The 26239-nt window shown below is 61.3% G+C and carries 25 protein-coding genes; 8 read left to right on the forward strand and 17 right to left on the reverse strand.

Annotated elements, in window-relative coordinates:
* Positions 1 to 84 precede the first annotated feature (84 nt).
* Positions 85 to 1599, forward strand: a complete 1515-nt coding sequence (locus KHP07_RS03175; protein ID WP_214496588.1) for an MFS transporter — start codon at positions 85 to 87, stop codon at positions 1597 to 1599.
* A 59-nt stretch (positions 1600 to 1658) separates the two neighbouring features.
* Here KHP07_RS03175 and KHP07_RS03180 read toward each other — a convergent pair whose 3' ends face one another.
* Entirely contained in the window at positions 1659 to 2069 is a 411-nt protein-coding gene (locus KHP07_RS03180; protein ID WP_078047036.1) for an HPF/RaiA family ribosome-associated protein, read from the reverse strand.
* Positions 2070 to 2281: 212 nt separating this feature from the next.
* Positions 2282 to 3229: a LysR substrate-binding domain-containing protein gene (locus KHP07_RS03185; protein WP_078047035.1), complete on the reverse strand. Its 948-nt coding sequence runs from the start codon at positions 3227 to 3229 to the stop codon at positions 2282 to 2284.
* A gap of 137 nt (positions 3230 to 3366) precedes the next feature.
* On the opposite strand from KHP07_RS03185, the gene KHP07_RS03190 reads away from it, so the two are divergent.
* The 3 genes from KHP07_RS03190 to KHP07_RS03200 all read left to right on the forward strand — a co-directional run bounded on the left by KHP07_RS03190 (position 3367) and on the right by KHP07_RS03200 (position 6626).
* On the forward strand, positions 3367 to 4743 hold the full coding sequence (locus tag KHP07_RS03190; RefSeq protein WP_214496589.1) for an L-serine ammonia-lyase: 1377 nt from the start codon (positions 3367 to 3369) through the stop codon (positions 4741 to 4743).
* A 62-nt stretch (positions 4744 to 4805) separates the two neighbouring features.
* Positions 4806 to 6092 (forward strand): serine/threonine transporter, encoded by a 1287-nt coding sequence (locus tag KHP07_RS03195; protein ID WP_078047033.1) that lies wholly within the window; start codon positions 4806 to 4808, stop codon positions 6090 to 6092.
* A gap of 219 nt (positions 6093 to 6311) precedes the next feature.
* A complete protein-coding gene (locus KHP07_RS03200; protein WP_078047032.1) occupies positions 6312 to 6626 on the forward strand; it encodes a DUF3509 domain-containing protein in 315 nt (104 codons plus the stop codon).
* Here the strand turns inward: KHP07_RS03200 and KHP07_RS03205 are convergent.
* Positions 6623 to 7111 (reverse strand): phosphate-starvation-inducible protein PsiE, encoded by a 489-nt coding sequence (locus KHP07_RS03205; RefSeq protein WP_078047031.1) that lies wholly within the window; start codon positions 7109 to 7111, stop codon positions 6623 to 6625. The genes KHP07_RS03200 and KHP07_RS03205 overlap by 4 nt on opposite strands.
* Positions 7112 to 7383: 272 nt before the next feature.
* Between KHP07_RS03205 and KHP07_RS03210 the strand changes: the two genes are divergently transcribed.
* Positions 7384 to 7644 carry a YebG family protein gene (locus tag KHP07_RS03210; protein WP_016978245.1) on the forward strand — a complete coding sequence of 87 codons (261 nt, stop codon included), beginning with the start codon at positions 7384 to 7386 and terminating at the stop codon, positions 7642 to 7644.
* 89 nt (positions 7645 to 7733) lie between these two features.
* Here KHP07_RS03210 and KHP07_RS03215 read toward each other — a convergent pair whose 3' ends face one another.
* Positions 7734 to 8447 (reverse strand): dienelactone hydrolase family protein, encoded by a 714-nt coding sequence (locus KHP07_RS03215; RefSeq protein WP_214496590.1) that lies wholly within the window; start codon positions 8445 to 8447, stop codon positions 7734 to 7736.
* Between the two features lie 253 nt (positions 8448 to 8700).
* Between KHP07_RS03215 and KHP07_RS03220 the strand changes: the two genes are divergently transcribed.
* Positions 8701 to 10008 (forward strand): acetamidase/formamidase family protein, encoded by a 1308-nt coding sequence (locus KHP07_RS03220; protein WP_214496591.1) that lies wholly within the window; start codon positions 8701 to 8703, stop codon positions 10006 to 10008.
* Positions 10009 to 10014: 6 nt separating this feature from the next.
* Here the strand turns inward: KHP07_RS03220 and KHP07_RS03225 are convergent, their stop codons facing one another.
* A complete protein-coding gene (locus tag KHP07_RS03225; protein ID WP_078047028.1) occupies positions 10015 to 11034 on the reverse strand; it encodes a Leu/Phe/Val dehydrogenase in 1020 nt (339 codons plus the stop codon).
* A 187-nt stretch (positions 11035 to 11221) separates the two neighbouring features.
* On the opposite strand from KHP07_RS03225, the gene KHP07_RS03230 reads away from it, so the two are divergent.
* Positions 11222 to 12025, forward strand: a complete 804-nt coding sequence (locus tag KHP07_RS03230; RefSeq protein WP_078047027.1) for a SirB1 family protein — start codon at positions 11222 to 11224, stop codon at positions 12023 to 12025.
* Positions 12026 to 12049: 24 nt separating this feature from the next.
* Here the strand turns inward: KHP07_RS03230 and KHP07_RS03235 are convergent, their stop codons facing one another.
* Genes KHP07_RS03235 through hmgA form a run of 4 tightly spaced genes read right to left on the reverse strand, consistent with a single transcriptional unit; the run spans position 12050 to position 16692 of the window.
* The gene (locus KHP07_RS03235) at positions 12050 to 13420 is read right to left on the reverse strand and encodes an MFS transporter (RefSeq protein ID WP_214496592.1); all 1371 of its coding nucleotides are present in this window, start codon (positions 13418 to 13420) and stop codon (positions 12050 to 12052) included.
* A gap of 50 nt (positions 13421 to 13470) precedes the next feature.
* Positions 13471 to 14106 (reverse strand): maleylacetoacetate isomerase, encoded by a 636-nt coding sequence (maiA, locus tag KHP07_RS03240; protein WP_100491442.1) that lies wholly within the window; start codon positions 14104 to 14106, stop codon positions 13471 to 13473.
* 12 nt (positions 14107 to 14118) lie between these two features.
* On the reverse strand, positions 14119 to 15405 hold the full coding sequence (gene fahA / locus KHP07_RS03245; protein ID WP_078047024.1) for a fumarylacetoacetase: 1287 nt from the start codon (positions 15403 to 15405) through the stop codon (positions 14119 to 14121).
* Between the two features lie 3 nt (positions 15406 to 15408).
* Positions 15409 to 16692, reverse strand: a complete 1284-nt coding sequence (gene hmgA, locus KHP07_RS03250; protein ID WP_214496593.1) for a homogentisate 1,2-dioxygenase — start codon at positions 16690 to 16692, stop codon at positions 15409 to 15411.
* Between the two features lie 120 nt (positions 16693 to 16812).
* Here hmgA and KHP07_RS03255 point away from each other — a divergent pair, with 120 nt between their 5' ends.
* Positions 16813 to 17592, forward strand: a complete 780-nt coding sequence (locus tag KHP07_RS03255; RefSeq protein ID WP_214496594.1) for an IclR family transcriptional regulator — start codon at positions 16813 to 16815, stop codon at positions 17590 to 17592.
* 1 nt (position 17593) lies between these two features.
* Here the strand turns inward: KHP07_RS03255 and dacB are convergent, their stop codons facing one another.
* The 8 genes from dacB to KHP07_RS03295 form a co-directional block, all read right to left on the reverse strand.
* On the reverse strand, positions 17594 to 19039 hold the full coding sequence (gene dacB / locus KHP07_RS03260; RefSeq protein WP_214496595.1) for a D-alanyl-D-alanine carboxypeptidase/D-alanyl-D-alanine endopeptidase: 1446 nt from the start codon (positions 19037 to 19039) through the stop codon (positions 17594 to 17596).
* 100 nt (positions 19040 to 19139) lie between these two features.
* Entirely contained in the window at positions 19140 to 21563 is a 2424-nt protein-coding gene (locus KHP07_RS03265; RefSeq protein WP_214496596.1) for a TonB-dependent siderophore receptor, read from the reverse strand.
* A gap of 108 nt (positions 21564 to 21671) precedes the next feature.
* Positions 21672 to 22607 (reverse strand): glutathione S-transferase family protein, encoded by a 936-nt coding sequence (locus tag KHP07_RS03270; protein ID WP_078047019.1) that lies wholly within the window; start codon positions 22605 to 22607, stop codon positions 21672 to 21674.
* A 75-nt stretch (positions 22608 to 22682) separates the two neighbouring features.
* On the reverse strand, positions 22683 to 22958 hold the full coding sequence (locus tag KHP07_RS03275; RefSeq protein ID WP_078050872.1) for a GIY-YIG nuclease family protein: 276 nt from the start codon (positions 22956 to 22958) through the stop codon (positions 22683 to 22685).
* A 36-nt stretch (positions 22959 to 22994) separates the two neighbouring features.
* On the reverse strand, positions 22995 to 23465 hold the full coding sequence (locus KHP07_RS03280; protein WP_078047018.1) for a nuclear transport factor 2 family protein: 471 nt from the start codon (positions 23463 to 23465) through the stop codon (positions 22995 to 22997).
* Positions 23466 to 23561: 96 nt separating this feature from the next.
* A complete protein-coding gene (locus KHP07_RS03285; RefSeq protein ID WP_078047017.1) occupies positions 23562 to 24203 on the reverse strand; it encodes a DUF1120 domain-containing protein in 642 nt (213 codons plus the stop codon).
* A 213-nt stretch (positions 24204 to 24416) separates the two neighbouring features.
* Complete coding sequence (locus KHP07_RS03290; RefSeq protein ID WP_078047016.1) at positions 24417 to 25052, reverse strand: response regulator; 636 nt, start codon at positions 25050 to 25052, stop codon at positions 24417 to 24419.
* A gap of 201 nt (positions 25053 to 25253) precedes the next feature.
* Positions 25254 to 26033 (reverse strand): response regulator, encoded by a 780-nt coding sequence (locus KHP07_RS03295; RefSeq protein WP_078047015.1) that lies wholly within the window; start codon positions 26031 to 26033, stop codon positions 25254 to 25256.
* Positions 26034 to 26239 lie beyond the last annotated feature (206 nt).

The raw sequence follows: 26239 nt of genomic DNA on the forward strand, positions 1-26239 counted from the left end.
CCCTTATGAATGGAAAACTTATCACGAATAAAGAATTTGATTCCCCTGAAAATAACCCGATACCCCATCGACAGGAGAGTCCCCATGCCACCCGCCGCCACGTTATCGGTTGCCAACCCACCGCGCACCGCCAGGAACGGCCTCGCCCTCACCGCCGTGTGCCTGGTCGCGCTGATGTTCGGCCTGGAAATCTCCAGCGTGCCGGTCATCCTGCCCACCCTCGAAAGGCAGCTCGGCACGGGTTTCCAGGACGCCCAATGGATCATGAATGCCTACACCCTGGCCTGCACCAGCGTGTTGATGGCAGCCGGCACCCTGGCCGATCGCTTTGGCCGCCGACGCATGCTGGTGCTGTGCCTGTGGCTATTCGGGCTGGCGTCCCTGGCCTGTGGGTTGGCGGACAGTGCGTCGACGCTGATCGCCGCGCGTTTCGTCCAGGGCATCGGCGCCGGGGCGATGATGATTTGCCAGTTCGCGATTTTGTCGCACCTGTTCCGCGAACCGGCGGCGCGGGCGCGAGCGTTCGCGATCTGGGGTGTGATTGCCGGCCTGGGCCTGGGATTCGGGCCGATGGTGGGCGCGTTGATCCTGGCGGTGGCGGATTGGCGCTGGGTGTTTCTCGTGCACGTGCCGCTCACCCTGTTCACCCTAGTGTTGTTGCAGGTCAGCGTGCAGGAGTCCCGTGACCCGGCGGCCCATCGCCTGGACATTGCGGGCATGCTCACTTTGACGCTGTCGGTATTCGCCCTGGTCTACTTCATCACCCAGGGCACCGAACACGGCTTTGGCACCCCGGCGATGCTTGGTTGGGCGGGCCTGGCAGTGGCTGGGTTGCTGCTGTTCATCGTTGTCGAGCGGCGCAGCGCTCACCCGATGTTTGATTTCTCGGTGTTCCGGATCCAGCGCTTCAACGGCGCGTTAATGGGCTCGATCGGCATGAACTTCAGCTTCTGGCCGTTCATGATCTACCTGCCGCTGTATTTCCAGGCTGGCCTGGGCTACGACACCCTGACCACCGGCGGCGCCCTGCTCGCCTACACCTTGCCGACACTGCTGGTGCCGCCATTGGCCGAACGCCTGGCCCTGCGCTACGGCGCAGAACGCATCATCCCCGTGGGGCTTGGCATGATGGGCGCAGGCTTCTTGAGCATGGCCGCAGCCAACGCTGTGGCGCAGCCAAGCATCGTGCTGGTGCTACTCAGTTGCCTGATTGCCGGGGTGGGATTGGCGCTGACCAACTCCCCCACCACCAATACCACCACCGGCTCGGTTTCGGCCGACCGTGCGGGCATGGCCTCGGGTATCGATCTCAGCGCGCGGCTGATCACCCTCGCGCTCAACATCGCGTTAATGGGGTTGGTGTTGTTGCTGGGGATCTGCCAGCAACTGGCGGCCGTAATGCCCGAAAGCAGCGTGCTGGAATGGCCGGCCATCAGCCAGAACATCGCGGCGGGCAAGCTGGCGTCATCCGCGTACCTGAGCTTCACCGATGCCCAGGCAGCCCTGCGTCAGGGTGTCGGTTGGGCCATGCTCTTCGCGGGCCTGGGTGCGTGCGGGTTGGCGGGGTTAAGCAGGTATTTCTTCCGACGCGGCCAGTAAACGAAAACGGGCCTGCACATGCAGGCCCGTTCGGTGGGGGATGAAATAACGTTCAGCGATCAGCTGTTAAACACGGCACGTTCTTTTTCCAGAAACTCCTGTTCAAGCTCATCTTCATTGACCTTGGTGTCCGACAGACTTTTCCCGGCAGCGCGTGGCTTGCCTTGCAGTTTGCCAAACAGGTGTTCCAATGCATGGTCCAGCTTGGTGGCCGCCCCGTCGATCGCCTGTTCCAGGGTATCGGCCTTGTGCAGTACCGACAGCGGTTGATGGCCTTTTGGCCGCGCTTCCAGGCGGCAACTTAAATCGTGGGGACCGGGCTTGTCGCCGTTCTCATCCCGCAGGTAGACCTCCACTCGGGTCAGGTCTTCTTCGTAGCGTTCGAGCGTGCTCTCAATGGTAGTACGTACCCACTCCTCCAGTCGGATGCTGCTTTCAATATGGTTATCGCTATTGACTTGGATTTGCATAGTTCTTCCCTTATTTCAGCTAGCTCGCGAGAGGTCACAACTGCAACACCGGTGTGGTGAAACCATGACCTCTTGATTACACAATTGAGCAGTCCGAAGAACAATTCAACCCCTTTGCAAAGATAAATCACACATTACAAATTAAGTCTGACGACGAGCAAAAACGCTGTTAGGGTGGGGAGTTAGTTACATCTTCTTACGACCAGCCAACCTCACAATTGCCCCTCCCCCAACGGGTGCAATCCGCGAAAAATCCCTGCTTCCTCCACCAGCCAGTCATGCACCGCGCGTACGCCCGGATGGTTCAGTGCGCCCGGCGCATACAGCAACACGTAGCGTTTGTGGTTGGGCACGGCCAGGCCGAACGGCACGATCAAGGTGCCGCGCTCCAGTTCATCGTTGAGCAAGGTGCGCCGGGCGATGGCCACGCCCATGCCGGCAATGGCGGCTTCGATGGTCAGGTGGTTGCGGTTGAAGGTGTGGCCGCGGCGCACGTCTGCGGCGTGATAGCCGATGGCATTCAGGTAGAACTCCCACTCCGCGTACTCATAACTCCCACGCCAGGCGGTAATGTCGTGCAGCAGCGGGAAGTGCACCAGGTCGGCCGGGCCGTGCAGGGGTGGGCGCCCACGCAACAGGCTGGGGGCACAGACCGGAAAGATTTGCTCGTCCAACAGGGCTGTGGATAACAGGCCAGGGTAGCTGCCGTCGTTCAAGTCGATGGCCAGGTCGAAATCGCCCTCGTGCAGGGCGATGCTGCTGTCCTCGGCGACCATGCGCAGTTGGATATCCGGAAAGCGTTGCTGCAAGCGCGGCAGACGCGGGGTCAGCCATTTGCCCAGAAACGACGGGATCGAGCGCAGGCGCAAGGTGCCGCTGATCATCCCCGCATCCAAGCGCTGCAACTCGGCATCGATGCTCCCGTAGGCCTCACTCACGGTCGCGGCCAAACGCTGGCCCTCGGCACTCAGTTCCACCCCACGCGCCCGCCGATGAAACAAGCGAAAACCCAAGCGTTCTTCCAATTGGCGGATTTGCTGGCTCACCGCCCCCGGCGTGATGTGCAGTTCTTCGGCGCAACGGGTGAACGACAAATGCCGCGCCGCACAGGCAAACACGTGCAGCCAGACATACGTCTGGCCATGAAGGGGCCGGGTCATAGCGTTTAGTCCTGCTAAAGGGTGTCTTAGGATAATTCGTTGGTCAGTGCCGTTCCAGAGGCTCAGTATCGCGCCAATTCCGCTCGTCCTACAAAACATGGCAGCGATTTCTACTCCATTGCTTGTAAGGGTTTAGCATGGCTATCAGTGTTTTTGATCTATTCAAGGTGGGCATCGGCCCTTCCAGCTCCCATACCGTCGGCCCCATGCGAGCGGCCGCGACTTTTGCCCAAGCCCTGATCGACCAACAATTACTGAACGACACCCGCCGCGTGGAAGTGCGCCTGTATGGTTCGCTGTCCGCCACCGGTGTTGGCCATGCCACCGACCGCGCTTGCGTGATGGGCCTGATGGGCGAATGGCCAGACCGGGTCGACCCCACCTCGATCAACGCACGCATCCAGCAACTGCGCGAATCCGGGCGACTGCTTCTCGCAGGTCAGCAGTACATTGCTTTCAACTGGAAGCACGACCTCCTACTGCTGGACGAAAGCCTGCCCTACCACCCCAACGCCATGTCCTTGCACGCCTACGGCGAAAACGGCCTGCTGAGCGAGCAAACCTATTACTCGGTGGGCGGCGGTTTCATTATCGAAGCTGCCGAAGCCGCCTCCGGCATTGCGCCGACCAGCGATGTTGAATTGCCCTACGACTTTTCCAGCGCCGTAGAACTGCTGGCCTTGTGCAACAAGCACGGCCTACGGGTTTCCGAGCTGATGATGGCCAACGAACGGGCTTGGCGCAGCGATGCCGACATCCGCAGTGGCCTGCTGCATATCTGGTCGGTGATGCGCGAATGCGTGGAGCAAGGCCTGCGCGATGAAGGCATCCTGCCGGGTGGGCTGGACGTGCCGCGTCGCGCGGCGAAATTGCACCGCAGCCTGCTGGAAATCGGCAAGCCGAATGTGATCACTTCAACCTTGTCAGCGATGGAGTGGGTCAACCTGTTCGCCCTCGCCGTCAACGAAGAAAACGCCGCCGGTGGGCGCATGGTCACCGCACCGACCAACGGCGCTGCCGGGATCATCCCGGCCGTGCTGCATTACTACATGAAGTTCAACGCCGACGCGTCTGACGATGATGTAGTCAATTTCTTCCTAGCCGCGGCGGCAGTCGGCATTCTCTGCAAGAAAAACGCCTCGATCTCCGGTGCCGAAGTCGGCTGCCAGGGCGAAGTCGGTTCAGCCTGCGCCATGGCGGCTGCGGGTTTGGCCGACGTCCTCGGTGCCACCCCCGAGCAATTGGAAAACGCTGCCGAAATCGGCCTGGAGCACAACCTCGGCCTCACCTGCGACCCGGTCGGCGGCCTGGTGCAAGTGCCATGCATCGAGCGTAACGCCATCGCGGCGGTCAAGGCGATCAACGCCACGCAAATGGCCCTGCGCGGTGACGGCAAGCACTTCATTTCCCTCGACCGGGTGATCCGCACCATGCGCGATACCGGCGCCGACATGCATGACAAATACAAAGAAACTTCACGGGGCGGCCTGGCGGTCAGCTGGGTGGAGTGCTGATCGGAGCACTGCTACCCGCCCCAAACGTGAGCCCGCGCAAAAATAATAACGAGGCAATAACGATGACCGATGTACGTACACCTGCTGCCGAAAATCCTGTTGCAGAAAACACCGTGACCACCGGCTGGACCAAACACGACACCACCTGGATGCTGGGCCTCTACGGCACCGCCATCGGCGCAGGCACCCTGTTCCTGCCGATCAATGCCGGCGTCGGCGGTTTCTGGCCGCTGATCGTGCTGGCCCTGCTGGCCTTCCCCATGACCTTCTTCGCCCACCGTGGGCTGACGCGCTTTGTGTTGTCGGGCAAATCCGGCGACATCACCGAAGTGGTCGAAGAACATTTCGGCGTCGGTGCGGGCAAGCTGATCACCCTGCTGTATTTCTTCGCCATCTTCCCGATCCTGCTGGTGTACAGCGTGGCGCTGACCAATACCCTGGGCAGCTTCATGGAACACCAACTGCACATGACCCCACCGCCCCGGGCCATCCTGTCGCTGGTGCTGATCCTCGGCCTGATGGCCATTGTGCGCTGCGGCCAGAGCGTGATCGTCAAGGCCATGAGCGTGCTGGTGTACCCTTTCGTGGCCGCCCTGTTGCTGTTGGCCGTGAGCCTGATCCCCAACTGGAATGGCGCGTTCTTCGCCTCAGCTGGCGAAGGCATGCCACTGCCGATCTTCTTCAAGACGCTATGGCTGGCCATCCCGGTGATGGTGTTTTCCTTCAACCACTCGCCGATCATCTCCGCGTTCGCCGTCGACCAGAAACGCGTGTACGGCGCACAGGCCGAACGCAAAAGCAGCGGCATACTCGCCACCGCCCACGGCATGATGGTGCTGACTGTGATGTTCTTCTGCTTCAGCTGCGTACTGGCGCTGTCGCCAGCCGACCTGGCAGCGGCCAAGGCCCAGAACATCTCGATCCTGTCGTACCTGGCCAACCACTTCCAGACCCCGGTGATCGCCTACGCGGCGCCGTTGATCGCACTCGTGGCCATTACCAAATCCTTCCTCGGCCACTACATCGGCGCGAGTGAAGGTTTCCAGGGCCTGATCGTCAAATCCCTGCGCGGGCGCAATCGTTCGATGTCGTCGAAATGGCTGGAGCGCTGCACCGCGCTGTTCATGGTGCTGACCTGCTGGGCCGTGGCTACCTTCAACCCAAGTATCCTGGGCATGATCGAGACCATGGGCGGGCCGATCATCGCGTGCCTGTTGTTCCTGATGCCGATGTACGCGATCCGTCGCGTGCCATCCTTGCGCCAGTATTCGGGCCAGCTGTCGAACGTGTTTGTGGTGGTGATCGGCTTGATTGCGCTGTCTGCGATCGTTTTCTCGGTACTGCCCTGAAATAGATCACCCAACAAAAAGGCGAACCTCGGTTCGCCTTTTTCATGTCCCGCAATAACGGCTCGGCGCCTTATGCGGCACGGCCTTTGCTGTACAGCTGTGGAGGGAAACGGACCTTGTGAAAACCTCAGCGACGGAGTGGCCGATGGTCAGGAGACGCGAACTAATCCCGACACCGGTCGTCAATGACTGCATGTTCTTATCAGGCGGTAACGCACCATGGACAATCCTTTTCAGATCATCACCGACACCTTCACCCCGCAATACCGCGTCAACCTGAGCATCCAGCGCCTGGACGGCAGCATCATGCTGACCCTCTCCAACGATCAAGGCGTGGTGGCTAAACGCATGATCAGCGCCGAACAACGCAATGATCCCAAGCGCCTGAAGCGCCTGGTACAGAGCATCCAATTCGGCATTGCCATCGAACAGGGCCACAGCGCCATGGAGATCCTGGCGGTGATGACCGATGGCGACCACAAAGTGCTACAGCGGCCGCCAGCCCGCTCCCTGCCCTTCAGCGTCGGCCTTTAAAGCTCGCCCTTCTCGGTTTCCAGGCTCGCCTCGCCCTTGCGACGCGGGCCTTCGACCTTTACAGAAGGAAACGCCGAAGACGCATAGCGCACCACCAGGATCGCAAACGCCAACAGCAGAATCCCGCCGCACAGGTAGATGATGCCGATGTCGGGCGGGTTGTGGTGGGACACGTTGGAAATCAGCAGGCGCGTCAGCGCGGTGATTGCCACGTAGATCAGAAAGCGCACGGGCATGTGGTTGGTCTTGAAGTAAATCCCGACCATCGCGCCCAATTCGAGGTAGATGAACAGCAGCAAGATGTCATCGATCTTGATATGCCCATTCTCGAGCATTCCCAGAAACTCCATCACCGCTGCCCACGCGGTCACCGCACCAATGGCGAACAGCGCCAGGTAGTGGAACGACTCGACGAACAGATTGCCCAGGGACTCGGCCAGCCCGTGTACGTTCTGGCGCAGCCTTTCGGCCCAATTGATCTTCACGATGATGCTTCCTTAGGTCGACTCGACCGGATAATGCGGGTTGGACGTGACGGTTGTTCTGCATGCAGAAAAAAGGCCAGAGGCAGGTATAAGATGATGGCGGCGTGACATGAGGCACGCCTGAGCTGTATTTACGGGCTACATTAAAAAACTGCTACCCAAACGCTGTGGTTTCGCTTAACCTTTTTACTGTATATATAAACAGCACTCAGCAACACCCGAAGCAAGGGCTACTCCCCTTCACTACTGCACCCTGATGACGAGGCCAAAAAATGGCTGTTGAAACCCTGTATCGCAGTACCCGCGACTTGGAGACTACATTCGTGGATCGCAAACTAGCCGACGCACACGACCAGATGCTTGAGCTGGCAGAGTCTCTGATGGATGTCCTGTTGAAAAACGTGGAAGGCTTGACTGAAAAGCAGGCAGAAGACGCCGGTATTTTCATGGCCAAGAACCGCGCCGCCTTTGCAGCAGCGTTCAAGAACAACGCCAGCGCCCTGGCTGAGATCGGGCAGCCAGAGGCAGAGTAAGGAGGCCGGCCCGCCTCCGTTGATTCGCGTTGAATCATCAGGTTCCGGCAGCCGGGCTACTCATCGCTTTACCGAAAGCTGTTTACACCTTATGCCTGCCACAAGGTTTTGCCGAAGAAGGTCAACGTGCGGTCCCACGCCAGTTGCGACCATGCGGCATCGTATTGTGTGTCGGGTATGCGGCCATGGCCGATCGCCGTCTCGTTGGCAAAGGCATGACGCGCCAGGTAGCGGTAAAACGTGGCGTCTACGCCTGCCGCATGCAGCGTTGATTCCAGCTCCGCGACGGTTTCGATGTTGAAAAAAGCATCCTGCGTGCCCCAATGGCCAATCAGCGGTGCTTTGATTTTTGCCGCATCCAGGTATTCAAGCGGCGGGAAGCCATACCAGACCACACCCGCGGCCAGTTCCGGAATGGCATTGAGCGCCAACAGCGTCAATGCCCCGCCCATGCAGTAGCCAGTCACGCCGACTTTCCTCGAGTCGGCCTGCAGGTAGCGCACCGCGCCTTTTATGTCCTGGGACACCGCATCACTGAAATCCAGGCTATCCATCAGGTGGTGGGCTTCTTCCTCTTCCACTGTGGAAGCGCCGCGATAAAGGTCCGGTACCAATACCCGGTAACCGCACTCGGCCAGGCGACTGGCCACGCCCTTGATCTGCTCGTTAAGCCCCCACCACTCCTGAATCAATACGATGGCCGGCGCCCCGTCCAGTACAGCAGGGCTGGCCAGGTAGCCATTGACCTCGGCACCGTCTGGACGCTTGAACGTTACGGACTGCGCTGTTGCTTGATTGGACATGAAAACTCTCCGCGGCAAGTAGGAAAACAATAGCTGGCAAGCACCTCAAAGCGCCCGCCCTCAGAACCCTACCAGGATTTTTACGGTTACAAACCTTCCTCTCCCGTCGTTATGTACCACTGTGTATTAGCGCCCCCGCGCGACATATTCGGGATACAAAACACTTGTCTACTGGGCCTGCCTGAACCTTCCATGATCAACATGCCGCGACCACAGGTGAAGGTTCAATCACATAGGACCCGGAGAATAAAAAATGCACAACCCAGCACCGGTTGATCGCCTGATCGTCAACACCTACACCAACGGACTCATCGGCCCCAGCCAGAAAATGCTCGGCCCGCTGGCTGACGGCGGCACGCTCATCACAGGAACCCCGCCGGGTTGCTGGGGCCCGATGATCACGCCCGCGTTTGAGGGGGGGCATGAGGTGACTCAACCCGTATTCATCGCCGGCGCCGAGGTCGGTGACGCTGTGGCCCTAAAGATCATACGCATGCGCGTGACGTCCCACGCCACCTCCTCAGGCGTCATGCGCTTCGTTGAAGGGCGCTATCACGGCGACCCCTTTGTCGCCAAATTCTGCTCCAATTGCGGGCAAGAGCATCCCGCCAGCCATGTCGAAGGCATCGGCGCAGAGGCTATCCGCTGCAATGCCTGCGATGCAGAGGTCAGCGCGTTTCGTTTCAGCCATGGCTACGTCATCGTGTTCGATGCCGAGCACCAAGTGAGCCTGACCGTGAACCAGGCCGTGGCCGACCGCCTTGCCGGCCAGGCACCGCAGATGGCGGCGTTGCCGGAACTGTCCGCCCAGCACTCCATTCTGTCCCTGGCCCGCGCCGACATCCCTGGCCTTGCGGCTCATATGCGGCCGTTCCTGGGCAATATCGGTACTATGCCTTCACGGGATTTGCCGGATTCCCACAACTGCGCCGACTTCGGGCAATACCTGGTCGGCGCCCCTCACCGCTACGGCATGACACACGAACAACTGCATGCGGCAAAAACCGACGGGCACATGGACACCAACTCGGTACGCGAAGGTTGCGTCCTGATTTGTCCGGTAAGAGTCCCCGGCGCCGGGGTGTACATGGGAGATATGCATGCCCAGCAAGGCAATGGTGAAATTGCCGGGCATGCCACCGATGTGTCGGGGGAAACCGAACTCACCGCCCACGTGATCAAAGGGTTGACCCTCGACGGCCCGATCCTGCTGCAAAACCTTGACGATCTGCCGCCCATGGCACGCCCCATGACCGCCGAGCAACGGCTGCAAGTCAAGGCACTGGGCGAGCGCTGGGGGCAGGTCGAAATCGAAGACAATGGGCCCATTACCTTTATCGGCAGCGGAGCCGACCTCAACCTTGCGACGGAAAACGGCTTGGAACGCGCGGCTGCGGTCACCGGCCTTTCTATGGATGAGGTACGCAACCGGGCAACGCTTAACGGCTCGATTGAAATAAGCCGGTTGCCGGGCACTGTCCGCGTCACGTTCCTGTGCCCGATGCACATTCTTGATCGCCTGGGTGTCGGCCCACTTGTGCGCGAAAAGTATTCGCTCTGACTTGCGTCAGCGGTACAGCAATCGCTCCGCCAGCTCATCCGCCACCCGCGCGGGTGAGCGTTTTTCTGCCTGGGCGTGGGCAAAGATTTCCGTGAGGCGTTTGCCGATGTTGGACAGGTGCGCAGTGATGGTCGGCAGATCCGCCCCGCTGTGCTGGAGTGCGACGTAGATCAGCCCGCCGGAGTTGATCACATAGTCCGGGGCGTAGAGGATGCCGCGCCCTTCCAGTTGGTCGGCCACTTGCAGGTTGGTCAATTGCGCGCTGGCGGAACCGGCGACGGCGGCACAGCGCAGTTGGCCGACGCTCTGGCGGTTGAGTACGGCGCCGAGGCCGCAGGGCGCGAGGATGTCGCAGGGGGTACTGAGCAAGGCGTCATTGGCGATGGGGTGGGCGCCCAGTTGTTCCATGGCCAGTTGCACCTTGCCGTGGTCGATGTCGCTGACCAGCAGTTCGGCCCCGGCGGCGTGCAGTTGTTCGGCCAAGGCATAACCGACATTGCCCAGGCCTTGGATCGCCACGCGCAGGCCTTCGAGGTTATCGCTGCCCAGGCGTGCCATGGCCGTGGTGCGGATACCGGCGAATACGCCCATGGCGGCATGTGGAGACGGGTCGCCGGCGGCGGTGGTGCTGGTGACAAAACGGGTGTGCTGGGCGATGCAGTCCATGTCGGCCACCGAGGTGCCGCTGTCGGTGGCGGTGATGTAGCGACCGTCGAGTTGCTCGACGCAACGGCCAAAGGCCTCGAACAGCGCCGCGCGGTTTTCCACATGGGCCGGCCGCAGGATCACGGCGGTGCCACCGCCCACCGGCAAGCCTGCCAACGCGGCCTTGTAGCTCATGCCTTGGGCCAGGCGCGCGGCATCGGCCACGGCGCTTTCGTCGTCGGGGTAGGAGAGATAGCGACAGCCGCCGAGCGCGGGGCCCAGGCGGCTGTTATGGATGGCGATGACCGCCTTCAGCCCGGTGACCGGGTCGACGCTCAGGTGCAGCGATTCAAGGCGGGTGCTGTGCATGAGAGCAAACATCGTCAAGCTCCCGAATCACTTCTGGTAGTGGGCCAAGTATAGGCTTGCGGTAAAAAACTGCCGGACCACGCTGGAATAAGACGGCCGTTTTAGGAGGGCTTGCGACATAAGCACGCAGGATATTTCCTAAGCCACTGGACGAAAATTCCCAGCAAGGCTAAAACGGGGGCATCCGCCGGAGAATGCAATGAATCCCCGCAAAGCCTTTTTTGCCTGCCTGGAACGCTCGCCCCCTGCGCTGTTTGAAGCCGCGCTGTGGATAGCCGCCGAGCACGACCCGGCGGTGCAGCCGCTGGTGATCCTGCAGGAGTTGGCGTTGCTGCAACAGCAGGTGAGCCAAGGCATGCCCCTGCTGCCTGCCGATGAGCTGGGCCAGCCGCTGTTGCGGCGTATGAATGACCTGGGGTTTGCGCAAGACGAATTCACCCCGCTGCGTCCTGCTGCTGCCCTGTTGGACAAGGTGTTGCAGCGCAAGCGCGGGCAACCCTTGGCGATGGGGCTGATTGCCCTTGAGCTGGCGCGTCGCCTGGATATTCCCTTGGTTGGCGTGAACTTCCCCGGCCACTTCCTGCTGCGCGTGCCCGGCGCCGACCACCTGCTCGACCCGTGCGGCGGCCGGCGCCTGTACCCCAATGACTGCCGCGACCTGCTGCAACGCCAGTACGGCCCTAACCTCAAATTGCAGGCCGACCACCTGCACACCGCCGACCCGCGCTCGATCCTGCAACGGCTGTCACGCAACCTGCGCCAATTGCATCTTTCCAACGATGTGCCGCTCGCGGCCCTGGTCGACGCCGAGCGCGTGCTGGAGCTGGGCAATGCCAGCGCCGCCGATTACCTGGCGCGGGCCAGCCTGTACCAGCGGCTGGACTGCCCCAACGCCGAGCGTTATGACCTGGAACACGCGCTGATGCTCAGCGAAGACCCGATCCAGCGCCTGCGCCTGACCGAGCGGCTGGGGCATCTGCCGCCCAATACAGTGGTGCATTGAGCAAACCATTATTCCTGCGATGAATCAGTGCTTCGCCGGCACCCTGAGCACATCGCCGGGCAGCGGGCTCTTCGGCGCCTGAACCCCGGGCGAACGCACTTGGATAATCAACAACGCCGCCATCACCGCCGGAATCGCGCAGAAAAAGAAAATCTGCTCCACCGGGATATGCATCGCCAGCAGCATGCTGCCAAACAGTGGTCCCAGGATTGAGCCAAACCGACCCACGCCCAACGCCCAGCCCGTACCCGTGGCGCGCACGTGCGCCGGGTAGAAATTGCTGGCAAAGGCATTGAGGGTCAGTTGGCCCCCGATGATGCAAAACCCGGCCGCAAACACACAGGCCACCAGGTAGCGCGGGTTGTCATGGTTCAGGCCGAGCAGGATGGTGCACACCGCAGCGGCTGCCAGCACGCCGGAGAGCAATCGCACTTTGCTTTTCAAGCGGTCGGCGAACCAGGCCATGCCGATGGCACCCAGGGTGCCGGCAAACAGAAACATCGAAGTCACCAGGTTGGCTTCTTTCAGCGCCAAGCCACTTTCCAGCAGCAACGATGGCAACCAGCTGATCATGAAGTACAGCAAGATCAGGCTGACAAAGAAGGTCGCCCAAATCAGCAACGTCGGGCGTGCATAGCCGTTGCGGAACAACTCCACCACGGTCAGTTTGCTGCCTTGCTCCTCCTGGTTTTGCGCCTCGCTCGCCAGCGGCGGTTGCCAGTCCGGCAGCATGCGTGAGGTGACTTTCTGCAGCCGCGCATAAGGCGGTGCATCACGCAGCAAGCGCGGTAGCGACTCCGGCAGCAGCCACACCAGAAACGGAAACAACAGCAGCGGCGTCACACCACCGGCCAGAAACACGGCCTGCCACCCGAAGCCTTCGATAAACCCCGCCGCCACAAACCCACCCGCCGCCCCGCCAAACGAGAAACCACAGGCCGCCAGGGTCACCATCAAGGTGCGCAAGCGTGGTGGGGAGTATTCCGACATCAACGCCATGGCACTCGGCATGGCGCCCCCCATGCCGATACCGCAGATAAACCTAGCGGCCATCAAGCTGCTCAGTGAGTTGGCGAACACCATCAGCACCGTGAGGCTGGCGTAGATCAGCACGCAGCCGAGCAGAATGCGCCGCACGCCAAAGCGGTCGGCCAAGGGTGTCACCAGCAGCGAGCCCAGCGTGAGCCCGAGCAGGTTGGCGCTGAACACCGGACCGAACGCGGCTTTTTCCAGCCCCCAGTCCTTGGCCAGAGCCGGCACCACATAGCCGAGCACTTGCGCGTCGTAGCCATCGGTCACCAGCAACAGCGCCAGCAACAGGAGAATCAACCACTGATAGCGCGACACCGGACGGGCGTCGAGTGCCGCGCGGAAGCTGGCAATCTGATTGTGCATCGCAAGGTACCTTTGTTTTTATTTTTAGGGTCAAGCACAACGTTGTCGGGCTATGGGGTGTCGGGTTGGTTGGCGGGATGTGCCTGGATAAATGCCGGATGCTGCGCCGCCAACGCCGCCACCCGCCCAATACGCGGGTACGCCGCCAACGACACCTTGAAGCGCTCAGCCGCATACAACTGCGGAATCAGGAACGCATCAGCCAGCCCCGGCGTATCGCCGAAGCAATACCCCTGATCGCCAATCAACTGCTCCACTGCCCCCAACCCCTGGCTGATCCAATGGCCAATCCACTCCAGCAGTTGCGCCTCGTCATGCCCCCACTGGCGCAGCAGGTTCTGGGTGCTGGAGTTGTGCAGCGGGTGGACATCGCAGCCGATGATCGCCGCCACCGCACGCGCATGCGCACGGGCCACCAGGTCGTTGGAGAGCAACGTCACCTGTGGATAACGTTCCTCCAGGTACTCGATGATCGCCAGCGACTGGATCAACAACTCCCCCTCATCGGTGCGCAAGGCCGGCACACGGCCTTGCGGGTTGATCGCCAGGTACTCGGGCTGGCGATTCGCACCGCCCGCCGGCACCAACAGGTTGACCGGCACGGCGGAGAAATCCAGGCCCTTGAGCGCCAGGGCAATGCGCACCCGGTACGACGCGGTGGAACGGTAGTAGGTATAGAGCTCCATCACCCTGCCCTCCTAGCGCGCTGCGACCACGGTGCCACGGCACTCGCCGAAGCCGATGGACGCAAACCCTTCGCGGCTGCAGCGGGCGCGCAGGATGATTTCGTCGCCGTCTTCGAGGAACTTGCGCACTTCGCCAGACGGTAACTCGACAGGCTTTTTACCACCCTCGGTCATTTCCAACAGGCTGCCGAACTGACCGGCTTGCGGGCCCGACAAGGTGCCCGTACCAAACAGGTCACCGGCCTGCAACTGGCAGCCGTTGACGCTGTGGTGGGCCACCAATTGCGCGACGGTCCAGTACATATACAGGCTGTTGCTCAGGGCCAGCCGATGAGCCGGCAGGTTCTGCTCGCGCATGGCGGCGGTGGTGAGCAGTACTTCCAATTCGATGTCCAGGGCGCCAGCGGCCTGGTCACGTTTGTCCAGCAAGTATGACAGCGGCTGCGGGTCGCCCTCAGGCCGCGCCGGTTGGGCTGTGCGGAACGGCTCAAGCGCCTCGGCCGTCACCACCCACGGTGAAATGGTGGTGATGAAGCTCTTCGACAGGAACGGCCCCAACGGCTGGTATTCCCAGGCCTGGATATCCCGCGCCGACCAGTCATTGAGCAGGCAGAAACCGGCGATATGCTCCGCCGCGTCGCCAATGGCAATCGAATCGCCCATCGCATTGCCCTGGCCGATCCACACGCCCAGCTCCAGTTCGTAGTCCAGGCGTGCGCATGGGCCGAAGGTCGGTTCGGTCTGGCCGGCGGGCAAGGTCTGGCCCTTGGGGCGGCGCACGTCGGTGCCCGAGGTGCGGATGGTCGAGGCACGACCGTGATAACCGATCGGCACGTACTTGTAGTTCGGCAGCAGAGGGTTATCAGGTCGGAACAATTTGCCGACGTTTTGCGCATGTTCGATACCGACATAGAAGTCAGTGTAGTCATTGATCCGCGCCGGCAGGTGCATCTGGCAATCAGCAGCGCGGTGCAGCACTTGCGCTTCACGCGTCTGCAGTGTGCTGCCTTCGGTCAACAGTTCCAGCAGGCGCTCGCGCAGGGCCACGCGCGGGCCTCGGCCCAGTTCGAAAAAGGCGTTCAGCTGGCCACCGGCTGTCGCGTCGACGGCGCGACGGGCTTCACCGTCGAACTCATCGATGGCGGCGTGCAGGTCCAGGATCGAGTCGCCAATCGCCACGCCAGCGCGCGGTGCAGAGCCGTTGATACTGAACACGCCCAGCGGCAGGTTTTGCAGGGGAAAATCGCTGTGACCATTGGCGGAGGCCACCCAGCTGCGGGTAGGTGTCGGCTGCGTCATGGGTTATCTCCGGTTCGGGTTGAAGGTGGCGGGCAACGAGGCCCAGCACGCGTCATAAGACGGTTGCAGTTGCGGGCAGTCCAGGGCGAACTGGGTCGGACGCAGCACTTGGCTGGTCTCGAACATGAAGGCCATGGTGTTATCGATCTTGTGCGGCGCCAGGTCCACATTGATCGCCTTGGTGCAGGTTTCGCCGTCCGGGCCGTGGGCGCTCATGCAGCTGTGCAAGGACGCACCGCCGGGCAGGAAGCCTTCGGCCTTGGCGTCGTAGGCGCCCTGGATCAGGCCCATATATTCGTTCATCAGGTTGCGGTGGAACCACGGCGGACGGAAGGTGTTCTCGGCCACCATCCAGCGCGGCGGGAAGATCACAAAGTCGAGGTTGGCCAGGCCATGGGTGCTGGTGGGCGAGGTCAATACGGTAAAAATCGACGGGTCCGGGTGGTCGAAGCTCACGGTGCCGAGGGTGTTGAAGCGGCGCAAGTCGTATTTGTATGGCACGTTATTGCCATGCCAGGCGACCACGTTGAGCGGGGAATGGTCCAGCTCACAGGCCCAGAGTTCGCCGAGGAACTTCTGTACCAGTGTGGTGGGTTGCTTGAGGTCTTCGTAGTGGGCCACCGGCGTCAGGAAATCGCGCGGGTTGGCCAGGCCATTGCTGCCGATGGGCCCCAGGTCCGGCAGGCGCAGCGGGGCGCCGTGGTTCTCGGCGACGTAGCCACGCGCCTGGGCGTCCAGCAGCTCAACGCGGAATTTGAGGCCGCGCGGCAGCACGACGATTTCCAGCGGTTCGACGTCCAGCACGCCAAGCTCGGTGGCGATGCGCAGGCGGCCCTGTTCCGGCACGATCAATAATTCGCCGTCGGCGTTGAAGAACACGCGCTCCATCGAGCGATTGGCGCGGTAGTTATAGACGCTGATGCCCGAGGGTTTTTCCGACCCGGAATTAGCGACCATTCCCACGAGGCCATCGATAAAGTCCGTCGGCTCGCTCGGAATATCCAGCGGGTTCCAGCGTAAGCGATTGGGCGTCACTGCCCCCAACGGCCCACCGGCCAACTGCCGTTCAAGTTTGCTGAACGCCGGGTGATTGGCCGATGGCTGGATGCGGTACAGCCAAGTGCGGCGGGCTTCGCTGCGCACCATGGTGAAGGCCGTGCCGGAAAACAGTTCGGTGTACAGCCCATAGGGCGCTTTTTGCGGGGAATTCTGGCCGACGGGCAGTGCGCCGGGTAGGGCTTCGCTGGCGAATTCATTGCCGAAGCCCGACAGGTATTCGAGGTTCATGGATCGTCCTCTGAGCGGAAGTTGTTTTTATCGTAATCCAGTTACGCATAACGTAATTTGATCACTATCGACCGTCAAGCTATAAAGACGCCCATTCATCTCTCGGATTCTCGCTCCTCCATGGAAAAGCCCCGCGACACCGGTAAACAGAAAGTCCGCTCGGCCGAAGTGGGCACCGATATCCTCAAGGCCCTGGCCGAACTGTCCCCGGCCACTTCGTTGTCGCGCCTGGCCGATCACGTGCAGATGCCGGCGAGCAAGGTGCACCGCTACCTCCAAGCGCTGATCGCCTCGGGGTTCGCCGAACAGAACACGGCCACCAACCACTACGGCCTGGGCCGTGAAGCCTTGCGCGTCGGCCTGGCGGCACTGGGCAGCATGGATGTGTTGAAGGTTGGCGCGATGCCCCTGGCTGAGCTGCGCGATGAATTGAATGAAACCTGCTTCCTGGCGGTGTGGGGCAACCAGGGCGCGACCGTGGTGCAGATCGAACCGGCAGTGCGTGCCGTGACGGTGGTGACGCAATTGGGTTCGGTGCTGCCGCTGCTCAGTTCATCCACCGGGCTGGTGTTCAGCGCCTTCCTGCCGTCGCGGGAAACCGTGGAGTTGCGTGAGCGCGAGATCCAGGCCGGCACCGCCCATGCCCTGGCGGATGACCAGGCGTACGCCACCGCCTGCGCACAGATCCGCAGCCGTGGCCTGCATTTTGTGCATGGCTTGTTGATGCCCGGCGTTGATGCGTTGTCGGCGCCGGTGTTCAACGCCGTCGGTCAAGTGGCGGCAGTGATGACCGTGGTCGGCCCCACCTCGTTGTTCCACGCCGACGAGGACGGCCCGGCGGCGCAGCGCTTGCTGGCGGCGACCCGGGCCGTGAGTTGGCGCATGGGCCACCAGCCCTGAGCTAGTCGTGCCACTGGGTCAGGGCCAGCGCCACGCGGTTCTCCAGCGCACGCACGGGTGCAGCGCCACTGACGTAGTTGTTGCTGATGATTGAAAACACCAGGCGCCGGCCCTCGGCGTCGGTGATGTAGCCACTCAACGAAGACACACCGGCCATGGAGCCGGTCTTGGCATGCAGGTTGTTTTCAGCCGCCGTGCCGCGCAAGCGGTAGCGCAGGCTGCCACCGGTCATGCGGTCCGGGTTGCCGGCAATGGGCAAGGCGTTGTACCAGGCATCGAACCAGGGCTGTTTGGCCGTGGCCAGCAGCAGATCGGTGAGGTTTTGCGACGACACCAGGTTACGCCGTGACAGCCCCGAGCCATCGACCTGGCTCAGCGTCATCGGGTCCAGCCCCTGGCGCCGCATGAAGTCCGCCACGGCCGCGACACCGGCCTGCGCCGTGCCCGCGTTGGCGGTCTTGCGCCCCATGGTCTTGAGCAAGGCTTCGGACATGTTGTTGTTCGAGAGTTTGAGCAGCGGCGTGATCAGTGCCTGCAAAGGTGCCGATTGATGTTCCGCCAGCACCCTCGCCGTCGCCGGGCTCACACCGCCGATCACACGCCGCCCCATCACCGTGATGCCCTGCTGCGCCAGCGCCTGTTCAAACAGGTTCGCCACCAGTTGGGTCGGCTCCCACACGCTCACCCACTGCCGGCTCTGCTTGCCCGGCGCCAGTGCGCCGCTGAGTTGCAGCAGGTTGGTACCGTGCTGACGGGTGATGCCGTAGTTGTTGCCAGGGCCGCTGACGGCGCGATTGCTGAGTTGCACGTAGTCCGTGGGCGGGCTGATGACCACGCTCACCGGCTGGCCCGCCATTACCGGCGCCTTCGCCGTGACCAGCAAGGTGCCCGCATCAAAATCGGTGTTGGGTGACACGGTCAGCGCCGAAATCTGCGCGCCGTAATAGGTGCTTTCATCGTCCTGGGCCCAATCCACGCCTAGCCGTTCCGCGTCGAACCAGGTGTCGTCGAAGACAAGATCGCCCTGGACCTGGCGCACGCCCTGCTCCGCCAGTTGTGCAGCCAACGCCTGGTAGTCGGCGAACTGCGTGGTCGGGTCGCCCAGGCCACGCAGGTACAGGTTGCCGCTCAGCTGCTCGCCTTGTTGCGTGCCATTGCCCAGCAGTTGGGTGGAGAAACGGTACTGCGGCCCCAGCACATCCATTGCCGCTGCGGTGGTGAGCAGTTTGAGGTTGGACGCCGGAATCAGACGGGTTCGCGGGTTGTGCTGGTACAGCGTGCTGCCGCTGCGGGCGTCGCGCACCATCAGGGAGACGGTAGCGCCGTTAAGGGCCGGGTCAGTCAGGAGCTGGTCCAGGCGTGCCGGGGTGGAAGTCGGTGAAACACTCGCGCAGCCACCCAGCAAAAACAGCATTGTGCCGGTGTATATCCACTTTCCAAATTGCATCGGTGATTGGTTTCCGCAAAAAACTGAGCGACAACGCTACCACTGTAGGAGCCGGCTTGCTGGCGAAAAAACCGGCCTACACCGCAAGCCGGCTACTGCATTAGAACTCCAGGGTGCTCGACACCGACACCTGCCGCGCATCCCCCATGGACACAAACAGCCGGCTGGCCGCCGAGGTGTAGTAGACGCGGTCGAACATGTTCTTCAAGTTGAGCTGGAACTTGACCTTCTGCCCATCGATCCTGGTGTCGTAGGTGGCAAAGGCATCCGCCACGGTATACCCCGGCAGCGTGAAATCGTTGGCAGCATCCCCCGCACGCTCGCCGACATACCGCGCACCGGTTCCCACCCGCAACTGATCGCCACCAAAGACGTTGCCGAAGTCATAGGCCACCGACAGCGAGCCTGTGTGCTTGGCAACGTTCTGCAGGCGGTTGCCTTCCAGGGTCGGGTCCTTGTCCTTGATGTCTTCGGCATCGGTGTAGGCGTAGCTGCCGATCAGGCTCCACTTGTCGGTCAGTTGGCCGGTGGCGTCCAGCTCCAGGCCACGGGAACGCACCTGGCCGGCAATGCTGTAGACGGTGTTCGCGCCGGAACCGACCGACACCAGCACATTGCGCTTGTCGATGGTAAACAACGCCGCGCTGGCGGTGATGCGCCCTGGGATATCGAGCTTGGCCCCCAGCTCCCAGGACTTGGACTCCTCGGGTGTCAGGTCGCCGGTCAGCGTGCTGCCGTCAGCCAAGGCGGCAATGGTGGAGTTGGGTTTGAACGATTCGGTGTAGCTGCCATAGAACGACAGTTCGTCGGTGTAGCGATACACCAGCCCCGCACGCGGCACCCAGGCCTGGCCGTTGCCGTTGGTGTTGGCCTTGAATGGCACGCCCTTGCCGGCGTATTGGTCATACATCTGGTAGCGCGCACCGGCGACAAAAATCCACTGCTCGTTCAGGTGAATCGCGTCCTGGAAGAACAGCGAGTCGCTGCGCAGCAGGTCGGTTTGCGCACTGTCAGCAGGGCTGACGGTGGTGCCCGCCACTTCGTTGCCATACACCGGGTTGTTGTAGTTAAAGGTGCCACGGGAGTTCTGGCGAATCAGATCGGCGCGATAGATCTTGCGGTACTCGTCATCCAGGCCGAATACCACATCATTCTGCAAGCCGAACACATTGACCTTGCCTTCCAGGCTCGCGGTGGCGAAACGGTCGGTGGTGATCGCCCCCTTGGTGCCATCCATCTTGCGGGTCAGGGTGCCGTTGGTGTTCACCGCGCTCACGCGCACTTGGCTGGCATCGTAGGTTTCGCGGTTCCAGCTGTAGCCGAAGTGAGCCTTCCAGTCGTCGTTCAGGTCGTGGTCGGCTTCGAAGCGGTACAGGTCAGACCGGCCTTCCATGTTGTTGAAGGGTTCGTCCAGCCGGCGGGTGGCCGGGATGTCCAGCGGATGGTTGGTCTTTGGATCGATGGCGGTGCCCCGGTCGAACGGCGTGAGGAACTCGCGGTGTTCGTAGGCAAACAACAGCTTGGTGGTGTCGCCATACCAGGCCAGCGACGGCGCGATCAGGCTCTCGCGGTGGGTACCGAAGTTGCGCCAGTAATCCTCGTCTTCATGGTCGACGATCAGCCGATAGGCCAGGCCGCTGTCGCCAATCGGGCCGGTGGTGTCTAGGCTGCCGCCGCTACCGTTCTTGCCATCACCGAAGGTGGAGCCGCGCACGGTCAGGGCGGTGGATTGGACCAGCTCAGGCTTTTTGCTGACGATGTTCACCACTCCGCCCGGGTCCTGGATGCCGTACAACAAGGAGGCGGGCCCCTTGAGGACTTCGACCCGCTCCGCCGTGGCATTCAGCGCACGCCCCTGCACGATAGGCATGCCGTCGCGCATGATCGAGCCGTTACGGTTGTCGCCAAAACCGCGCAGCATCACCGCGTCCTGGGTGCTGGCCAGGGTATTGGCCTGGGTGATGCCACTGATATTGCCCAGGGCGTCATCCAGGTTGCGCGGGGTCTGGTCGCGCAGCACTTGGGCCGGAACCACGTTGACGGTTTGCGGGGTTTCCAGCAGCAGGCCATGGGAGCGCATCACCGAACTGGTGGGCGGCGGCTGGTAGCTGGTGCCGTCCTGGGCCTGCTGGCCGACACCGCTGATGGTGGTCGCGCCAAGGTTGACCGCGCCGTCGGTAGGCACCGGTTCCAGGGCCAGGGTACGCGCGTCGATCTGGCGGAAGGTAAAGCCGGTGTTGCCGAGCAACCGTTGCAGGGCCTGGGTCGCACTCATCTGCCCGCTGACCGCCGGGGCCTGGAGACCATAGGGCGCTTCGTCGGTGTAGATCACGCTGATCCCGGTGACCCGGCTGAAATCGCTCAGGGCCTGGGGCAGCGGTTTGGCCGCCAGGGCAAAGTTGAACTGGGCGCTTTGCTGCGCCTGCGCCTGCGCCACGTTCAGGGGCAGCAACGCCAGCCCCGATACTGCCAATGCCGAGGCTCCCAGCCACTGTTTTACCCAACCGCCCGCCGTCGACTTCATGCTGTGAGAACCCGTGTAGAAAACGCTGTTAATGCGAATAGATCGCAGTTTCAAGCACTACACGGTTGGGCGGTGGATTTACCTCACTTTTATTTGCAAATATTTTGTTTATTGCGCCTGGATGCAAAACCCCATGCGTGGGAAATGCACATGCACGGTGCCAGCACGTTCATCGCTACGGCGCAGGATCAGCTCCTCGCGTCCCACAAACAACAGTTCGCCCGCCACAGGGTCGGTCCCGTAATCAGTGGCTGAAATCGTCACCTGCTGGCCGGCCTTGAAGCCGTTCAAGTCCTCGAACAGTTCCTCGGGCAAGGCGGCAGGTGTGGCATTGCGAGCGACTTCCAACGCTTGCTCGGCGCTCATCTCGCTGGCCGTGCCATGGCCAAAGCCCAGGACCCGTTCCAGCCACGCGGCGACAGCCGGGTACGCGTCCACCAGCGGCGCCGTCACCGACGAACCTTTGAGGAACCACAACGGGTGGGCCAGGGCAAAGTCGGCAATCGACGGCTCGCCGAACAGGAAATCCCCGGCCTGGTGCTGCAATTGTTGGTCGATACGGCTGACAATCGCCGGCCACTGGTGCTTGGCCACCTCCAATTGCACCCGGGTCGCGGTGCCACCACTGAACAACTTGGCACGGTCGGCCACCAGCACCTGGAGCATTTGCGGCGGCACCTTGGCGAACTTGACCGCCAGGGATTCCGGCTGGAACACCAGCGCCACCGCATGGGAGAACACCACCGAATCGGCCCACGCCGCGAAGCCCTGGGTGATCAACTCCAGGCCTTGGGGGAACAGCGCCGGCGCAGACTTTTCTTGCTCCAGACGCCGGGCGATCAATGCAGTGTCGCAATAGATATCCGCACCCACTTGCAGCACCGGCGTCTTGCGATAGCCACCGGTCAGGGCGGTCAGGTCGGGCTTGGGCATCACCGGTGAAATAAACACCGAGCGCCAGGACAAGCCTTTAAAGCCCAGCAGCAGGCGGGCTTTTTCAGCGAAAGGGGATTGCGGGTAGTGGTGCAGGATCAACTCAGACATGCCAGGCTCCGCTCAATGGATGAGCCGCTAGCTTAGCCTGCGATACGGCGGCTCGGTGCGATGGGAACCCATCAGTCAAATCAATGAGCCACTTGCCGCCAGGCATTCCTTGGCGCTCTTCCTGAGCTTCTTGATCAGCCGTTCCTGGCGCAGCGCCTCGCCTTTGCTCGCGCATTGCTCGGTGTACACCAGCGCCACTGCGGGGCTGGAGAGGAAGAACCGCGCGCCCTTGCCGCTCTGGTGCGAGGCAAAGCGGCGCACCGGGTCATTGCTGATGCCACAGTACAACGAGCCGTTGGCGGCACGCACCAGGTAGACAAACCAGGGTTTGGGGTCAGGAAGATCAGTCACGGGCAGTGTCGGCAAACCAGGGGAGCGCCAAGCTTATCAACGACCGGCCTGAAATGCCTTCAGACCTTTCAAGGCCTGGGCACGCACGGCGTTTTTCAGGGCCGGCGACCAGCCCAGCAACAGCCCCTTGAGGCCCAGCGCCTGACGCGACCAGCGCCACAAGTCAAAGTGATCGTGATGCTCGCAGATCTTGCCGTCGCGAAACACAAAGCGCGCACCAATGTCATTGACCACGGTATTGCCGGTGGCGCTGAACAGGTACGTCGCCACCCAATGCGCACTGCCGGTGGTGTCATCGCTGCGCACATGGTCGAAGGTCAGCGAAAAGTCCTTGGCCCGTGTGGTGAGCATGCGCCACATGTCACCGGCATCGCGGCCGCGCAGTTCGCCAAAGGCCGGGTCGCTGAACACCACATCATCGGTGTAGCAGGCGGCCATGGCCTCCGCGTCCAGGCGTTGGAAGGCTTCATAGAAGCGGGTGATCAACAGGTTATGGGCATCACTCATGGGCAGGCTCCGCGATTATCGCTGTAGGGGTGCACGATAAGCTGCGAAGCCTGGGAACACCATGGTCATTCACCGCATAAATGGAGCATGGCGAGGTTAGAGGTAGACGACATCCAGGGTTGCACTGCCGTCGAGGGGGATTTCCTGGTCAGCGGGCAACTTGCGTTTGTCGGCGATGGTGGTCTCCACCACCACATCCACCTGCATGGTCACCATTGAAAGCGGCACTGGATCGCCACCGGCGGCGCCGTTGAACGACCTCATCCAGCCCGGTTGCCAGACAGTGCCAGTGGGGGCATCAAGCCAGGTCTTGCCGTCGATTGATTCAATGACTGCCCGTGGCACGCTATCAGCCAGTGGGTTGATCATTTTGAGCATGTACCAGCCAATTTTTACATCGCCATTGGCCAACCCAAGGCCATAATTGGGACGAGCGCCGTTCCATTCTGCTGAAGTGCCTTCGCGGTTGTCATGGCTCTGTATCGCAAACAAAGTCGACGCAGCGCAGTTGACCGTCAGTTGTAGCGTGGCATCCGCCAGTCTGGTCGACTGGTACGGATGCAGGTCTTGCATGGAAATCTTTCCATGCTCGACCACACCACCACTTGACAAGGTCGGGGTGCAGGCGGAAGGCGTAATGGTGCCCTTGACACTCAGGTCAACCGCGGATGCGGCAAGCAAGTTGGACGCACCGGACAGTAGAAACACGGCAGCAATAAGGGACAGGGAATGTTTCATCATAAAAGACTCATTAAACATCGAACTTGGCACGACAAAAGACTGCCGCGCCAGTTCGACTAAGTGTTGGACAGAGGGTATATAGGCCCCGACTTATAGCTGCCGGGTACGTGAGTCAAATTTAACGCGCGTCCAACTTTAACCCAATGCAAGTATTACGAATCGCGCACTTCCCCCTGTAATAAATCTGCAACTTAAGCACTTGCAAAGTTGCTAGGGCACCATTCCACTTTCCCGCGCATAGGTAAACAGATCCACATCGGTAGAAATGCATAACCGCTGCATCGCCGTACTCTTTTGCTTGCTGATGGTCGAGATGCTGCGATTGACCCGCGCGGCAATCTGGCTGACGGTCATGCCGCTGGCGAGCATGCGCACCACTTCGTGTTCTTTACCGGACAGCCGTGCCGGCTGCGTTGGCTGCGCATGGCAGGCTTCATCCAGTTGCACGCGCAGGCATTCGCTGACAAAGGTGCGGCCTTCGCTCACGGCCTTGAGTGCCAGCGGCAGCTCCCGCGCTGACGCGCTTTTGGCCACGACGGCCTGCGCCCCATGGGAAAATGCCGAACGCAGGGTCGAGACATTGGCAAACATGGTCACCAGTACCACCGGCAATTTCGGGTATTGGCGATGCAACAATCCCAGCAATCCATACCCATCGGCTTGATGGTCGCCGGGCATGGCGAAGTCCGTGACAATAACATCGCAAGGTGTGCTGCCGACCAGGGTCAGCAGTTGGTCCGGGCCATTGGCCTCCCCCACGACTTTGCACTTACCACTCGCCTCGATCACCACTCTCTGACCGACTCGGACAATAGGGTGATCGTCAGCAATAATGATGCGAATCATCGGCGCTATCCAAGATAGAAGTGTGAGTCGGGCAAAATACCTCGGTGGTCTTTAAGCAACAACCGGAAATAATTAACCCCATAAAGCGACAGCCCCGTATTTTAGGACTTCAAGCAGTTCACCTACAGAATAAAAAGAATCAACCCTCAGAAAAGTACTACAACTTAGACGGATGATTTCCTTCAGCTCTATCAGAGGTAATCAAAGGAACGCCAGTTCTTCCAAATACCGCTCGACCTCTTGGCAAAGCGCCTGCAAAGCCGCGCCGTTAAAGGCGACACCCGAGAGATTGACGCGGTCGGTCAACTGGATCGCACGGCGCTCCAACCCCGTCGCCCCCAGGAACGCGATGCTACCCACCAGGCGATGCAGGCGCTGTGTCGTGAGCGAAATGTCGCCACTGACTCGCGCCTGCTCCAGTGCCTCCAGGTCTTCCCGTGCTTCCTGCAACAGGCTCTCCAACAGAGGTTGCACCACGCCCCAAGAGCCGAAAGCAGCGATCAGTCCTGCTCGGGTGGGCCGTGTTTCCTGAGAACGCTCATGCACGGTTATAGGTCCTTTGCGTAGACGCTGCCGGGGGTCCGGCAGCCAGTACATCAACACTTCCTTGAGTTGTTCGAGCGTGATGGGTTTGATAAGCCAGCCGTCCATGCCACTGTCCAGGCAACGCCGGACTTCTTGCTGGCCGAGCCGGCCGGTCAGGGAAATGACTGGCACGCGGGGTCTCCCGGCCTCACGCTCGCGGCGCCGCAGTTCACGGGCAAGGGTGTAGCCATCCATGAGCGGCATGCGGCAGTCAGTGATCACCAAATCAAACGTGCTGCCAGCCATTGCGTCCAGGGCAGCCTGCCCATCGCAGTGGACTTCATGGGGCACGCCCAATTTGTGCAGTAACCCGCCGATCAATAGCCGATAGACCCGGTGGTCATCTACTACCAGTACGTTGACGTGTTGCCAATGGCCTGGATATTTGCCCGGCAAAATAACCTCATGCAGAGCGACAAGCCCACCAGGTCCCTCATGGAGCAAGGAGTTGGTTGAAGTGTGCCAACGCAAGGCGCCAGCGTTTCTCGAACTTTTCGCGTACTAAAAGCAGCTCGACTCGTGGGATTGAGTCAGAGCGATAGTTGGGTAAGAACGTATCCGAGTGGATCTTTTTCAGCGATACAACTACTACGAGATTTAAG

Origin of the sequence: Pseudomonas sp. VS40 (assembly GCF_018587885.1) — a bacterium.
Classification (GTDB): domain Bacteria; phylum Pseudomonadota; class Gammaproteobacteria; order Pseudomonadales; family Pseudomonadaceae; genus Aquipseudomonas; species Aquipseudomonas pergaminensis.